11 protein-coding genes and 2 pseudogenes are annotated in these 14630 nt (G+C 59.3%); all 13 read right to left on the reverse strand.

Translation table 11 applies throughout. The features are described 5' to 3' along the window. Positions 1-112: 112 nt before the first annotated feature. A pseudogene (locus tag RHM56_RS26010) lies at positions 113-607 on the reverse strand (methyl-accepting chemotaxis protein); the annotation flags it as partial. Positions 608-970: 363 nt separating this feature from the next. Further along, positions 971-2098 (reverse strand): annotated as a pseudogene (locus tag RHM56_RS26015) (HAMP domain-containing protein); the annotation flags it as partial. Between the two features lie 158 nt (positions 2099-2256). Continuing rightward, on the reverse strand, positions 2257-3546 hold the full coding sequence (locus RHM56_RS20640) for an adenylosuccinate synthase (protein WP_019411159.1): 1290 nt from the start codon (positions 3544-3546) through the stop codon (positions 2257-2259). 57 nt (positions 3547-3603) lie between these two features. Then, a complete protein-coding gene (locus tag RHM56_RS20645; RefSeq protein ID WP_019411158.1) occupies positions 3604-4791 on the reverse strand; it encodes an ATP phosphoribosyltransferase regulatory subunit in 1188 nt (395 codons plus the stop codon). A gap of 346 nt (positions 4792-5137) precedes the next feature. Next, the gene (hflC, locus tag RHM56_RS20650) at positions 5138-6007 is read right to left on the reverse strand and encodes a protease modulator HflC (RefSeq protein WP_322235578.1); all 870 of its coding nucleotides are present in this window, start codon (positions 6005-6007) and stop codon (positions 5138-5140) included. Further along, positions 6007-7188, reverse strand: coding sequence for an FtsH protease activity modulator HflK (hflK, locus tag RHM56_RS20655; protein ID WP_322235580.1), 1182 nt, complete (start codon positions 7186-7188; stop codon positions 6007-6009). Before hflK ends, hflC begins: the two co-directional genes overlap by 1 nt. A 96-nt stretch (positions 7189-7284) precedes the next feature. After that, a complete protein-coding gene (gene hflX / locus RHM56_RS20660; protein ID WP_019411155.1) occupies positions 7285-8586 on the reverse strand; it encodes a ribosome rescue GTPase HflX in 1302 nt (433 codons plus the stop codon). A gap of 12 nt (positions 8587-8598) precedes the next feature. Next, a complete protein-coding gene (gene hfq / locus RHM56_RS20665) occupies positions 8599-8859 on the reverse strand; it encodes an RNA chaperone Hfq (RefSeq protein ID WP_019411154.1) in 261 nt (86 codons plus the stop codon). Between the two features lie 90 nt (positions 8860-8949). Then, positions 8950-9930, reverse strand: coding sequence for a tRNA (adenosine(37)-N6)-dimethylallyltransferase MiaA (gene miaA, locus RHM56_RS20670; protein WP_322235582.1), 981 nt, complete (start codon positions 9928-9930; stop codon positions 8950-8952). Next, a complete protein-coding gene (gene mutL, locus RHM56_RS20675; protein WP_322235584.1) occupies positions 9930-11843 on the reverse strand; it encodes a DNA mismatch repair endonuclease MutL in 1914 nt (637 codons plus the stop codon). The genes miaA and mutL overlap by 1 nt, the downstream gene beginning before the upstream one ends. Then, complete coding sequence (locus RHM56_RS20680) at positions 11840-13267, reverse strand: N-acetylmuramoyl-L-alanine amidase (RefSeq protein WP_322241824.1); 1428 nt, start codon at positions 13265-13267, stop codon at positions 11840-11842. The genes mutL and RHM56_RS20680 overlap by 4 nt, the downstream gene beginning before the upstream one ends. A gap of 2 nt (positions 13268-13269) precedes the next feature. Next, a complete protein-coding gene (tsaE, locus tag RHM56_RS20685; protein WP_322235586.1) occupies positions 13270-13740 on the reverse strand; it encodes a tRNA (adenosine(37)-N6)-threonylcarbamoyltransferase complex ATPase subunit type 1 TsaE in 471 nt (156 codons plus the stop codon). Further along, entirely contained in the window at positions 13728-14588 is an 861-nt protein-coding gene (locus RHM56_RS20690) for an NAD(P)H-hydrate dehydratase (protein WP_322235588.1), read from the reverse strand. Before RHM56_RS20690 ends, tsaE begins: the two co-directional genes overlap by 13 nt. Between the last annotated feature and the right edge of the window lie 42 nt (positions 14589-14630).

Here is a 14630-nt window from a genome sequence, read left to right on the forward strand (position 1 = left end):
AGCACGTGTAGTCGCTGACGAGGTACGAAGGCTGCGATATGGGCCGCAGGACCGCTGTCTGGGGCCGCTTCGCGGCCCATCGCAGCCTCATTCTTCGACAGCGACTACAGGTTTAGGCCCTGAACTGCCCCAAACTCGCTTTCAGTTGCGCTGCCAAACCATCCAATACCTTGCCGCTGGCCGTGGTCTGCGTCACCGCCTCTGCTGCGCGCTCTGCCTGGGCATGAATCACTTCTACCCGCCCGCGCACCGCATGCGCACCCTGCGCCTGATGCGCCGCGGCTTTGGTGGCCTCACCGATGGCCGTGTGCACCTGCTCAACCGATGCCTGCACACTCTTCTGCAATTTCACGCTACCGCGCAACACGGCCAAGCCCTCATCGGCCTGACGCCCAGCCTGAGCAATCGCTGCCACGGCTTCTTTGGCGCCCTGCTGCAAGGCCACGATATGCGCCTGAATATCGCCTGTGGAGCTTTGCGTCTTGCTCGCCAGCGCACGGACCTCATCCGCCACCACGGCAAAGCCACGACCCGTCTCACCGGCCCGCGCCGCTTCAATGGCCGCGTTCAGCGCCAACAAGTTAGTTTGCTCAGCGATGCCATGAATCACTGTCAGCACCACCTCGATCTGCTCGCTTTGCTGCGCCAGCCGCTCGATGACCTTGGCGCCCGCCCCCACTTGCCCGGCCAGCGCTTCGATCAAGCCCCCCACTTGCGCAGAAGTACGGGTGTTTTCATCGGTCGCCTGACGAATATCCACCACCTGCTTGAGCGCCGCCTGCATTGCCTGGCTCTCAGACTGCGCGTCATCGGCCATGGTCGACAGCGCCTTGAGGCTCTGCGCCACTTCATCACGCTGCAACTGCGCGGCCGCATCCGCCCCGGCATTGCGCACGCTCATGGCACCAATCTCGACCCCGGTGCGCTGCGCCACATCCCCCGCCTCCCGCACGATGGGCTGCAATTTGTCGACAAAGCGATTGACCGCCGCTGCCATGTCGCCAATTTCGTCCTTGCTGTTCAGGCCCACACGCTTGGTCAAATCGCCATCGCCCGCCGCCAGATCATTCAGCGCCGCAATCAACAGCAGTAATTTGTTGACCACACGCCTGCCCAACACCACCGCCAGCAACAGCAAGACGCCCAAGCCCACCAGCGCCAGGCTCAAACCGATACGCCAGCGCAAGGTGTCTGCCGCGTCGCGCACCGTCAGCGCCGTATTGGCTTGCATCTGCGCCGCCGCAGCCTGAGCCGACTGCAAACGCGCGCCCAACGCCTTTGAGCTGTCGCTCGCCGCACCTTGCAGGCTTTCGTCGACCAAGTGCTCACTGCTTTGGATCAACACGGCAAAGCGCTTATCCAAAGCCGCCAGTTCTTGCTCAACCGACGCAGTGGAAACCCCCATCAAGACTTTGCCGATCTCAACCCCATTAGGGCTGATAGGCGCTTCGAGGTAGTACACCGCCGGGTCGCTGCGCGCCGCATCCAGCACTTTGTCCAGCGCTCGCTCGCCCTTGCCCTTTTCCAGCAGCGCTTGGTTGATGGGGTTGTCTCGATTGAGATAACGCGTCAGGTGTTGCCCCGTCGCGTCGTCGTATACCACGAACAACACATTGGGATTTCGCTGCGCACGGCGCGCGAATTCAGACAGCGCAGGCACATCGTTGTCCCATATGGCACGGGGCGCAACAGACGCCAGCAATTGCGCCATGTCATTCGCCGAGTCCTTGAGGCTCTTCTCCAGCGTTTCCCACAGTTGCATTTGCTCCTCTTTCAGACGCGGCGCCAAGCCTGCGCTCAGACGCTGACGAGTGCTGGCAGACAAGCCGTCAAGGCTGCTTTTGACCTCACGGTCGGCCTGCGCCAGTTCAGCCGAGAGCTTTTGACTGTCAGAGGCCAGACCCGCGTCTAAATCAGACTCCAGCGCCGTGACCGTGCTCCGTGTGAGTGCCACCGCCACCAGCACTTGCACCAAAAGGGCGATACCGAGGGTAACGAATACAGGCCGCAGCAAACGGCTTTGTAACAATGAGAGAACGGCAGACACAGAAAACCCCTCTACAACGGTGCCATTATATTGATGGCACACTAATGGCATTTTCAAAGCAAGGGTCGTGCCGCAGGCCTGCTTACTGTAGGAGCGAGCTTGCCTCGCGAGCGTTTAGAAGATCAAAAGATCGCGAGGCAAGCTCGCTCCTACAAAGGGCTAAAACAACAAAGGGCCCCTAAGGGCCCTTTGTTTTGTATCGCGACGTGTTACGCGAACGGGTGACGCAGAACGATGGTTTCGTTGCGGTCCGGACCTGTCGAGACGATGTCGATCGGTGCGCCGATCAGTGCTTCTACGCGCTTGATGTAAGCGCGGGCGTTCTCTGGCAGCTCTTCCAGGGTTTTGGCACCCACGGTCGATTCAGTCCAGCCCGGTACGGTTTCGTACACAGGCTCCAGGCCTACGTAGCTGTCAGCGTCAGTCGGCGCCACTTCAACACCGTTTGCATCTTTGTAGCCGACACAGATGTTGATGGTTTCCAGACCGTCGAGTACGTCCAGCTTGGTCAGGCAGATGCCCGAGATGCTGTTCACATCGATAGCGCGACGCAGGATAACGGCGTCGAACCAGCCGCAACGACGAGCACGGCCGGTGGTAGCACCGAACTCGTGACCTTGTTTGGCCAAGTGCGCGCCAACGTCGTCGAACAGCTCAGTCGGGAACGGGCCCGAACCTACGCGAGTGGTGTAAGCCTTGGTGATGCCCAGGATGTAGTCCAGGAACATCGGGCCAACGCCCGAACCAGTCGCAACGCCACCGGCTGTGGTGTTGGAGCTGGTGACGTACGGGTAGGTACCGTGGTCGATGTCCAGCAACGAACCTTGAGCGCCTTCGAACATGATGTCTTTGCCAGCGCGACGCAGGTCGTGCAGCTCAGCAGTCACGTCCAGCATCAGCGGCTTCAGCAGCTCGGCGTATTCTTTGCACTCGGCCAGCGTCTTGTCGAAGTCGATGGCGGTTTCTTTGTAGTAACCGACCAGCATGAAGTTGTGGTAATCCACCAGCTCACGCAGTTTGGCTTCGAAACGCGGCATGTTCAGCAGGTCGCCAACACGCAGGCCACGACGAGCAACCTTGTCTTCGTAAGCAGGGCCGATGCCACGACCGGTAGTACCGATCTTCAGCTCGCCACGGGCTTTTTCACGGGCCTGGTCCAGTGCAACGTGGAACGACAGGATCAGCGGGCAGGACGGGCTGATACGCAGGCGCTCGCGCACCGGTACGCCTTTCTCTTCCAGCTTGATGATTTCACGCAACAGGGCGTCGGGAGCAACCACCACGCCGTTACCGATCAGGCACTGCACGCCTTCGCGCAGTACGCCCGACGGGATCAGGTGCAGAACGGTTTTTTCGCCGTCGATTACCAAGGTGTGGCCAGCGTTGTGGCCACCTTGGTAGCGCACTACAGCGGCAGCATGTTCGGTCAGCAGATCAACGATCTTGCCTTTGCCCTCATCACCCCATTGGGTGCCCAGGACTACGACATTCTTACCCATAACACTTGTCCTCATTCGCGCAAACTTGGTGCCGGCAACAACCGCCGGCAGGAAAACTCAAGAAACCAGCGGCACTACTTGCCACAAGCCGTTCTGCTGAATCAATTGGCGGTCGCAGTCCGCATCACGGGCGGCGGCTTGTGGCTGCCCAGGCAACGCCTGAACCACACGCTGACCTTCACTGCGAAGCTGGCAAACTTGCTGCCAGAGTGCCGCATCTGTGCTGTCAGGCATCCAGATACCGCCAGACGGTAACTCGACTTCAGCACGCCCCAGGGTCACCAGGGTTTTCAAATCGGTCGAAAAGCCGGTCGCTGGACGGGCACGCCCGAACACAGCACCGATGTCGTCATAACGACCGCCCTGAGCGATGGAATCTCCAACGCCCGGTACAAAGACCGCAAACACCACACCTGTGTGGTAGTGATACCCACGCAACTCACCCAGGTCAAAATACAGCGGCAACTGCGGGAAACGCACAGACAACCGCTCGGCAATTGCCAGCAAATCGTCCAGAGCTGCCAGGACCGGGGCCGGAGCCTTGGCCAGACGCTCACGCGCAGCAACCAGCACTTCGCGGCCGCCACACAATCCAACCAATGCCTGAAGCATGCCTGCCAAATCAGCCGGCAAGCCTTCGGTCAAGGCCGTTACTTCGTCGATCGCCTTGCGTTGCAGGGCGTCGAACAATTGTTGTTCCACTTCAACCGACAGGTTGGCCGCACGGGCCAGCCCACGGTAAATGCCTACATGCCCTAGGTCCATGTGCACATCAGGCACGTCGGCCAGTTGCAACATCGCCAGCATCAGGCTGATGACTTCTACGTCGCTGCTCGGGCTTGCATCGCCATACAACTCGGCACCCAACTGGATCGGGCTACGCGAGGATGACAACGCGCGCGGCTGAGCATGCAGCACGCTACCGGCGTAGCACAGACGGCTCGGGCCTTCGCGGCGCAAGGTATGCGCATCGATGCGCGCCACTTGCGGCGTGATGTCGGCACGAAAACCCATCTGGCGACCCGTTTTGGGGTCAATAACCTTGAAGGTCCGCAAGTCGAGATCCTGGCCAGCCCCTGTCAACAAGGACTCCAGGTATTCGATATGCGGGGTGACGACGAACTCATAGCCCCAGCTCTGGAACAGATCCAACACCTGACGCCGCGCCACTTCAATGCGGGCTGCCTCAGGTGGAAGTACTTCTTCGATGCCATCTGGCAGAAGCCAGCGGTCTACCGTTGCCATTACGCCATTCCCCTGTGATCCGGGCGGCCAGCCAGCAGGCGAGCCTTGAGTAAAGCAGAACGTGGCTGTGTCTTCAGCGCGCACAGCAAAAAAGCCTGAATGACAGGCTCAGCACATTCCTCGAAAAATCTGCCGACGCTGTAACAGCCATTCGGTCAATCAAACATGCAGACGCAAAAAAGCCGGGAATTTCCCGGCTGCCGCATCATACACACGTTTTCTAAAAGGATCACCCCGCGAGGCAATTTGCCCGCCCGGCGGAGTGCGTGTACAGGATGCTTTTTTGCTGCAGGAGCGAGCTTTCAAGATCAAAAGATCGCGAGGCAAGCTCGCTCCTACCGGTTTACTACGGCTTGGACTTTTCCAGGTAGCGGAAGAAGTCGCTGCTTGGGTCCAGAACCAGTACGTCGCTCTTGTTCGCAAAGCTTTCGCGGTAAGCGCGCAGGCTGCGATAGAACTTGTAGAACTCTTGGTCTTGACCATAAGCCTTGGCGTAAATCGCCGCTGCCTGGGCATCACCATCACCGCGTGCTTCTTCGGACTGGCGATAAGCCTCGGCCACCAGAACACGACGTTGACGGTCGGCGTCAGCACGAATGCCTTCTGCCAGTTCGTTACCCTTGGCCCGATGCTCACGTGCTTCACGCTCACGCTCGGTGCTCATACGTTCGAAAACGCTGCGGTTTACTTCTTTAGGCAGGTCAATGGCCTTGACGCGAACGTCGACCACTTCGATACCCAACTCTTTTTCAGCCATTTTGTTCAGCGATGCGGTGATGTCAGCCATCAGTGCATCACGCTCACCCGACACCACTTCGTGCAGGGTGCGCTTACCGAACTGGTCACGCAGGCCCGACTCCAGACGACGCGACAGGCGCTCGTCAGCAATCTGCTTCATGCCCGAGGTCGCGGTGTAGAAGCGCTCGGCATCTTTCACACGCCACTTGGCGAAGGCATCAACCATGACCGCTTTCTTTTCCAGCGTCAGAAAACGCTGAGTCGGCGCGTCCAGCGTCATCAGGCGGGCGTCGAACTTGCGCACCTGGTTAACGTAAGGAATCTTCACGTGCAGGCCCGGCTGAACATCCGCCTGAACCACACGGCCGAAGCGCAACAGCACGGCACGCTCGGTTTGCGAGACGATGTAGAAGCTGTTCCAGGCAACGATCGCCACGACAACGGCAACAATAAGGGCGATCAGCGATTTATTGCTCATCAGCGACTCTCCCTGGTACGCGGTGGTGTCGGCAGATCGGTGTTGATGTGCGAGCTTGAATCATTGTTGCTCGCCGCAGCCGCCGAACCCGTTGCCGGGGTGCTGCCATTACGGCCTTCGATCATTTTGTCCAACGGCAAGTACAGCAGGTTGCTCTGGCCGTTTTTGTTACCGGTCACGAGTACTTTGCTGGTGTTGCTGAAGACTTCCTGCATGGTGTCCAGGTACAGACGGTCACGGGTCACTTCAGGATTTTTGCGGTACTCGGCCACCAGCTTGGTAAAGCGGTCGGCTTCACCTTTGGCGCGAGAAACCACTTCATCACGGTAGCCGTTGGCATCTTCGATGATGCGCTGCGCCTGACCACGGGCTTCCGGCACCACGCCATTGGCGTAGCCTTCGGCCTGGTTACGGGCACGCTGCTCGTCTTCACGGGCACGGATCACGTCATCAAAGGCTTCCTGCACTTCACGCGGTGCAGCCGCGTTTTGTACGTTGACCTGAGTCACGGTGATACCGGTTTTGTAGGTATCGAGGAAACGCTGCAAGCGCTCCTTGACGTCTACAGCCATTTGTTCACGACCATCGGTCAGCACCTGATCCATCGAAGTGGAGCCCACGACGTGTCGCAAGGCGCTGTCGGTGGCTTGTTGCAGGCTGACTTCAGGTTGATCAACGTTGAGCACGAAGTCGCGCAGGTTGCTGATCTTGTACTGCACGGTCAGCGGCACTTCGACGATGTTTTCGTCTTCAGTGAGCATCTGGCCCTGCTTGGTGTACGCACGCTCACGCGTCACGTTTTCCATGTACTTTTTATCGAACGGCGGGAAGTAGATGTTCAGACCCGGCCCTACGGTTTCGTAGTACTTGCCCAAGCGCAGCACCACGGCTTGCTCCTGTTCGTCGACTACATACACCGCGCTGTACAGCCACGCGGCTGCCAGCACGACCAAACCGATACCGAGCAAACCGAAACCAGCACCCTTACCGCTTGGGCCGCCTTCGTTGCCACTACCGCCAGTACGTTTTTTTCCACCACCGAACAACCCATTCAGGCTTTCCTGTAGCTTTCGGAAGGCCTCGTCGAGATCTGGTGGTCCCTTGCGGTCGCCATTTTTAGGGCGTTTGCTACCCCAGGGATCTTGATTATTCGAGTTGCCACCCGGCTCATTCCAAGCCATAGCGCTCTCCATCTGATAAAGCAAAGACGCGCCCACGGCGCGCCGACCAATGCTACAGAATGCCTATCACAGCGGCACAGCCGCTTTGCGAGGCTTTTATTGCAAAGTGTGTTCTTCGATGAATTCCAGCGGTTGCATCCCTTCACGGCTGACCAAGCGATTTAGCTCGGAACGCGGCAGGCGTACGTCCAGCAAACTGGCGCCCTCATCGTCATGCTGTTCCTTTTGCACCACTCCCAGTTCGAAGAATTGTGCACGCAGTCGAGCAAAACGTTGCGGCAAGCGCAAGGTACCGACGAACAAATCATTACCCAGCAACTCGGCGATAGCTTGCTCAAGCAACTCCAACCCTTGACCTTCACGGGCCGACAACCAGACCCGTTGCGGTTTGCCATCGGCATCGCGCTGGATCTGCGGCTCTACACCTTCAATCAAATCGATTTTGTTGTAGACCTCGAGGATCGGCAAGTCCTGGGCACCAATTTCGCCCAACACCACCATCACCTGTTCGATCTGCTGCATGCGCTCAGGCTCGTGCGCATCAATCACGTGCAGTAACAAATCAGAGTTGCTCGACTCTTCGAGCGTAGACCGAAATGCTTCAACAAGCTTGTGCGGAAGATGACGAATAAAGCCCACGGTATCGGCCAGCACGATCGGCCCCAGGTCGCCCAGATCAAGGCGGCGCAAGGTCGGGTCGAGCGTGGCGAACAGTTGGTCAGCGGCGAAGACATCAGAGCCGGTGACTGCATTGAACAACGTGGATTTGCCGGCGTTGGTGTACCCCACCAGCGACACCGTAGGAATGTCGGCGCGTTGGCGCCCTCTACGGGATTGCTCACGTTGACTGCGGACTTTTTTCAGGCGGGCCTTGATCTGGCTGATGCGGATACGCAACAGACGGCGGTCGGTTTCGAGCTGGGTTTCACCCGGCCCGCGCATGCCAATGCCGCCACCTTGACGTTCAAGGTGAGTCCAGCCCCGCACAAGACGCGTGCTCATGTGATCAAGCTGAGCCAGTTCGACCTGCAGCTTGCCTTCATGGGTACGGGCGCGTTGAGCGAAGATGTCAAGAATCAGCCCGGTACGGTCAAGCACGCGGCACTCGAAAACACGTTCGAGGTTGCGCTCCTGACTGGGCGTGAGGACGTGATTGAAAATCACAATGTCGACCTTCTCGGCCTTGACCAGGTCGCGCAACTCCTCGACCTTGCCACTGCCAATCAGGTACTTGGCCGATGGCCGATGACGCGGCACGTTAAAAAACGCGACGGTCTCGGCGCCGGCCGATACAGCTAACTCCTGGAACTCCTGCGGATCTTCGCGCGCCTCAGGGTCCTGACCTTCCAAGTGAACGAGGATCGCTCGCTCACCACCACCGTGGCGCTCAAAGAACAAAGCAGACTCCTATCAGGCGTTACCTGGTTCAGCGTCTGCCAGTTCCGATTCAGTTGCGCTAGGCAAACGAATTGGACGCACTGGTACTACTGTCGAGATAGCGTGTTTGTAAACCATTTGGCTGACGGTGTTTTTCAGCAGGATCACAAACTGGTCGAAGGACTCGATAGTCCCCTGCAGCTTGATCCCGTTGACCAAGTAGATGGAAACGCCAACCTTCTCTTTACGCAAAGTATTCAAGTAAGGGTCTTGTAGCGAATGCCCTTTTGACATATGCCGCACTCCTGTAAGGATAAAAAATAGAAACAAAAATTAGATGGCTGGTGTCGCCATACCCATAGGATAGACGGCAATTCCCAAGACTCAGCTCAATATGGAGACCGATTCCAGGTATTTCAAGGCTCGTGGCAGATTGTCGCAGTCCAGGCTGTCTAGCCAATGTAGGTCATCCCAACTGCGTAACCAGGTGAACTGACGCTTGGCCAATTGGCGCGTAGCAATGATGCCGCGCTCCTGCATCTCGGCTGCTGTCAGCTTGCCGTCCAGGTAATCCCAGACTTGGCGATAGCCCACTGCACGTATAGACGGCAACCCGGCATGCAGGTCACTTCTTTTACGCAGGGCTAAGACCTCATCAATGAATCCCTGTTCCAGCATTTGCCCGAATCTTTGTGCAATTCTTTCATGCAGCACCTGCCGGTTCGCCGGAGCGATGGCCAGTTGGGCGACAGTATAGGGCAATTGTCCCCGGCCAGAAGCTGCTGCTTTAGTAGATTGCTCAGATTGTTTTTGGCGATGGGCCGTCATGCTCATGCCACTGACCCGATAAACCTCTAATGCACGGGTCAGACGCTGCGGATCATTGGGGTGAATACGCGCCGCAGACTCCGGGTCAATGGCCGCCAACTGGTCGTGCAGGGCTTGCCAGCCCAGGCGCCGGGCCTCTTCTTCAAGCTGCGCACGCACGTCGGCGTCAGCCGCTGGCATATCCGCCAGCCCTTCAAGCAACGCCTTGTAATACAACATGGTGCCGCCCACCAGCAGCGGGATATTGCCCCGCTCGGTGACTTCAGCCATGGCCTGGAGCGCATCACGGCGAAAATCAGCCGCGGAATAACTCTCAGACGGGTCGATGATGTCGATCAACTGATGCGGGTGCGCCGCCAGAATGTCTTTCGAGGGCTTGGCCGTGCCGATGTCCATGCCGCGATACACCAGCGCCGAATCGACGCTGATCAGCTCGCAGGGCAGTACTTTGCTCAGCTCAATCGCCAGGTCGGTTTTGCCCGCAGCGGTCGGCCCCATCAAAAAGATGGCCGGGGGTAAAGCGTTGGAACCTGTCATCAGCGACCGCGCAAAAAGAGTTTGTCCAAGTCGTCCAGGCCCATTTGGGTCCAGGTCGGACGACCATGATTGCACTGACCGCTGCGCTCGGTGTTTTCCATGTCACGCAACAAGCCATTCATTTCCGGCACCGCCAAACGGCGATTAGCCCGGATCGCGCCGTGGCACGCCATGGTGCCGAGCAATTCGTTGAGGTGCGCCTGAATCCGGTCACTGGTGCCGTATTCCATCAAGTCAGCCAGCACGTCATGCACCAGACGCTGCGCCTCGGCTTGTTTGAGCAAGGCCGGAATCTGGCGAATGGCCAGGGTTTCCGGGCCCAGACGCTGCAACTCAAAGCCCAGTCGCTGGAACCATTCGGCGTGCTCTTCGGCGCAATCGGCCTCACGCTGACTGACCGCAATCGACTCAGGCACCAGCAACGGCTGGCCACTCAAGCCTTCACTGGCCATGGCGATTTTAAGACGCTCATACATGATCCGCTCGTGGGCCGCATGCATGTCCACCAGCACCAGCCCCTGGGCGTTTTCGGCAAGGATATAAATGCCCTTGAGCTGCGCCAGGGCAAAACCCAGCGGCGGAATATCGCCCTGTCCGTCAGGCAACGGCGCCGCATTGGCCTCGGGCAGTGGCGCGAAAAACTCGCGATACGCACTTTTAGCTTCAGCGGTCGGCACCGACGGTGTCGAAGACGGCGGGCGATAGTAAGACTGATAGCCCGCTCCGGCGCCAGACCCCGGCACATGCGGGGCAGGTGCGGCCTGCGGTTGCTCCAGAAGGTGGGCGGCCAGGCGCATCTCGCCTTGCGGGCCGAACTCGCCGGCGTCGAGCCCGGTTGGGCGTTCAGCGCCTGGCACGGGCGCAGGCGCTGCCAACTGGTCTTCGGGGCGCACATCGCCCAAGGCGCGGTGCAAGGTGCCATACAAAAAGTCATGCACCATGCGCCCGTCACGGAAGCGCACTTCGTGTTTGGTCGGGTGCACGTTGACGTCGACCACCGACGGGTCGACTTCAAAAAACAGCACAAACGTCGGGTGCCGGCCATTGAACAGCACATCGCGGTACGCCTGACGCACCGCGTGCGCCACCAGCTTGTCGCGCACCGCACGGCCATTCACATAGAAATATTGCAAGTCGGCCTGGCTGCGCGAAAAGGTCGGCAAACCGACCCAACCCCACAAATGCAGACCGTTGCGCTCCACTTCAATCGGCAGCGCCTGCTCCAGAAACGCCGGGCCGCACACCGCCGCCACGCGTCGAGCGCGGGCAGTGTCGTCACGGGCTTCGTGCAGATTGAGAATGCTTTTGCCGTTGTGGCGCAGATTGAAGGCCACATCAAAACGCGCCAGCGCCAAACGCTTGATCACTTCTTGCAGGTGATCGAATTCGGTTTTTTCGGTTTTGAGGAATTTGCGCCGCGCCGGGGTGTTGAAAAACAGGTCACGGACTTCAACCGAGGTGCCGACCGGGTGCGCGGCGGGCTGAACCCGGGGCGCCATGTCGCGGCCTTCGGTTTCGACCTGCCAGGCCTGGTCGGCATCACGAGTGCGCGACGTCAGGGTGAGGCGGGCCACCGAACTGATGGAGGCCAAGGCCTCCCCGCGAAAGCCCAGGCTCATCACCCGTTCAAGGTCTTCAAGGTCACGGATTTTGCTGGTGGCGTGACGCGCCAGCGCCAGCGGCAAGTCGTCGCTGGAAATACCGCTGCCATCGTCACGCACCCGCAGCAGCTTGATCCCGGCCTGCTCCACGTCCACATCAATGCGCTTGGCGCCCGAGTCGAGGCTGTTTTCCAGCAACTCCTTGATCACCGAGGCCGGGCGCTCAACCACCTCGCCCGCCGCAATCTGGTTAGCCAGACGCGGGCTGAGCAGTTCAATGCGAGCGCTGCTGCTTAAAAGCTCTTCACTCATTGCTTGGACGCCAAGTCGGTGGCCGGAATGTTCAGGTTTTGGCCAACTTTTAACTCATCGGTTCTCAAGTTGTTGCTGGAACGCAGCGACGCCACGCCCACTTGATAGCGCACCGCAATCATCGCCAGGGTTTCACCAGGGCGCACGGTGTGCTCGCGGGTGCCTTGGGCGATCTTGCCGGTGTCACGCAGCCAGGCAATGTACGTGCCCGGTGGCGGGTTTTGCTGGAAGAACTGACGCACGCCGCTGCTGATCGAACGCGCCAGCGCTTGCTGGTGACTGCTCGACGCCAGCTTGGACGCTTCGTTGGAGTTTGAGATAAACCCGGTTTCGACGAGGATCGACGGAATATCTGGCGACTTGAGCACCATAAACCCGGCTTGCTCAACACGTTGTTTGTGCAGCGGGGTCACCCGGCCAATGTTGCTCAGTACTTTCTGCCCAACATTGAGGCTGGACGTCAGCGAGGCAGTCATCGACAAGTCGAGCAACACGCCCGCCAGCATCCGGTCCTTGTCATCGAGGCTCACGTTGCCCGCACCGCCGATCAAGTCAGAACGGTTTTCGCTGTCAGCCAACCAGCGTGCGGTTTCAGAGGTCGCGCCGCGTTCAGACAACGCAAACACCGACGCACCAAAGGCCGCCTTGGAAGGCGCGGCGTCGGCGTGAATCGACACAAACAGGTCGGCGCCCTTCTTGCGGGCGATTTCAGTACGGCCACGCAGCGGAATAAAGTAGTCGCCGGTACGGGTCAACTCTGCTCTAAACCCCTTCATGCCATTGATCTGGCGTTGCAACTCTCGGGCAATCGCCAGCACCACGTCTTTTTCGTGCTGACCACCCGAACCGGAAGCACCCGGGTCTTCACCACCATGGCCGGGGTCAATCATCACAATAATGTCGCGCTTGCCACTCGGCGCAGGCGGCAGCTTGATTTCGGGCTGCGCAGGCGTTACCGGAACCACAGGCACCTTGGCCACATTGGTGGCGGGCAAGCTTGGGGCAATGTCGGCCCCCTGATCGAACAGGTCGACCACCAGACGGTTGCCGTACTGGGCATTGGGCGCCAGTACAAAACTCTTGGGCGTGACCGGTTTTTTGAGGTCGATCACCACCCGCAAATCGGTCGGCGTGCGTTGCGCCGAGCGCATGCTGGTAATCGGCGTGTTGGCCGTGGCCACGTTCAACGGCCCGGCCAGGGTCGCGCCATTGATATCAATCACCAGACGATCAGGCGAGGTCAGCGTGAACACGCTGTGTTGCACCGGGCCCGTCAGGTCAAACACCAGCCGTGTGTTGTCTGGGGCACGCCACAAACGCACGCTTTTCACTTGTGTCGCTGCCACGGCATTCACCGCCATGACACTCAGCAACAGACCTACGGCGACACTGACCAACGCGCGAAAGCGCATACCAAACCCCATCATTATTTGAATTCCAATGCCAACGCTTTACACCAAGCCTCGCCACGCGAGCCTTGTGCCGACACCTTCAGCGAGCGCCCGGCGTTGTGCGGGCTAATGGTAATGGTCAGGTCAGGCTTTGGCAAAAAGCCTGCACCTTTATCGGGCCACTCGATGAGGCATAAAGCTTTACCGTCGAAATAATCGCGAATGCCCATGTATTCCAGCTCTTCAGGGTCGACCAAGCGATACAAATCAAAATGGAACGCCCTGATGTCACCAATCTCGTAAGGCTCCACCAATGTAAATGTAGGACTTTTTACAGCCCCCACATGCCCAAGGCCGCGAATAATGCCCCGCGACAGGGTGGTTTTACCCGCCCCGAGGTCTCCTTCAAGAAAAATCACGCCATGCCCTTGGGTGATATGAGCCAACTGCTTGCCAAAGGCGACCATGGCCTCTTCATCAGCCAGTTGCAGTACTAATTCAGACACGGTGCTTGCTCCTCCAACAACTGACGAATGGCTGGTATCAAATCACTGGCCGCCAGCCCACGGCCCAATTGCCCTTGTTGCTCTCCGGCACGGGCATGCACCCACACCGCCAGGCACGCGGCTTCAAATGCCGTCATGCCCTGCGCCAACAGCGCCCCGACCACACCGGCCAGCACATCCCCCAAACCGGCCGTGGCCATGGCCGGGTGCCCGTGTGTGCACAGCGCCAATTCGCCCTCCAGCCCGGCAATCAACGTGCCAGCCCCCTTAAGGACGCATACTGCTGAGTATTTTTTAACCAGCGCCCGAGCCGCCGCCGGGCGATCGGCCTGCACCTGTTCAGTGCTAAGACCCAGCAAACGCGCGGCTTCGCCAGGGTGCGGCGTGAGCACGCAGCCTGCTGGCAGCGAAAAGTCAGCGTTGGACAACAGATTTAGCGCATCGGCATCCCACACTTGAGGCATTTTTGCTTGAGCCGCCGCCGATAACAGACTGCGCCCCCACGCCGCCTGCCCCAACCCCGGCCCCACCACGACCACCGAGGCTTGCGCCAAGGCGCCCATCAACTGGTTGGCCGACAGCACGCCCAAGGTCATCACCTCAGGCAGCCGGGCCAAGGCCGCAGGCACATGCTCTGGCCGGGTCGCCAGCGACACGAGGCCCGCGCCACAGCGCAGCGCGCTCTGGGCACTGAGGGTAATGGCGCCGCCAAAACCCCGGTCGCCGCCAATCAGCAGCACATGCCCGAACTGGCCCTTGTGCGCGCTTGGCGCACGCGCAGGCAGTCGCGCCAAAGTGTCTGCGCGCAGTGGCTGGGGTTCAGGAAACAGGTGTTTGGTCTGCGGCATGCGTGTCGGGCTCCGATGTCTGGCAGAATTATACGCATCTCA

The organism is Pseudomonas sp. CCC3.1 (genome assembly GCF_034347405.1).
GTDB lineage: Bacteria > Pseudomonadota > Gammaproteobacteria > Pseudomonadales > Pseudomonadaceae > Aquipseudomonas.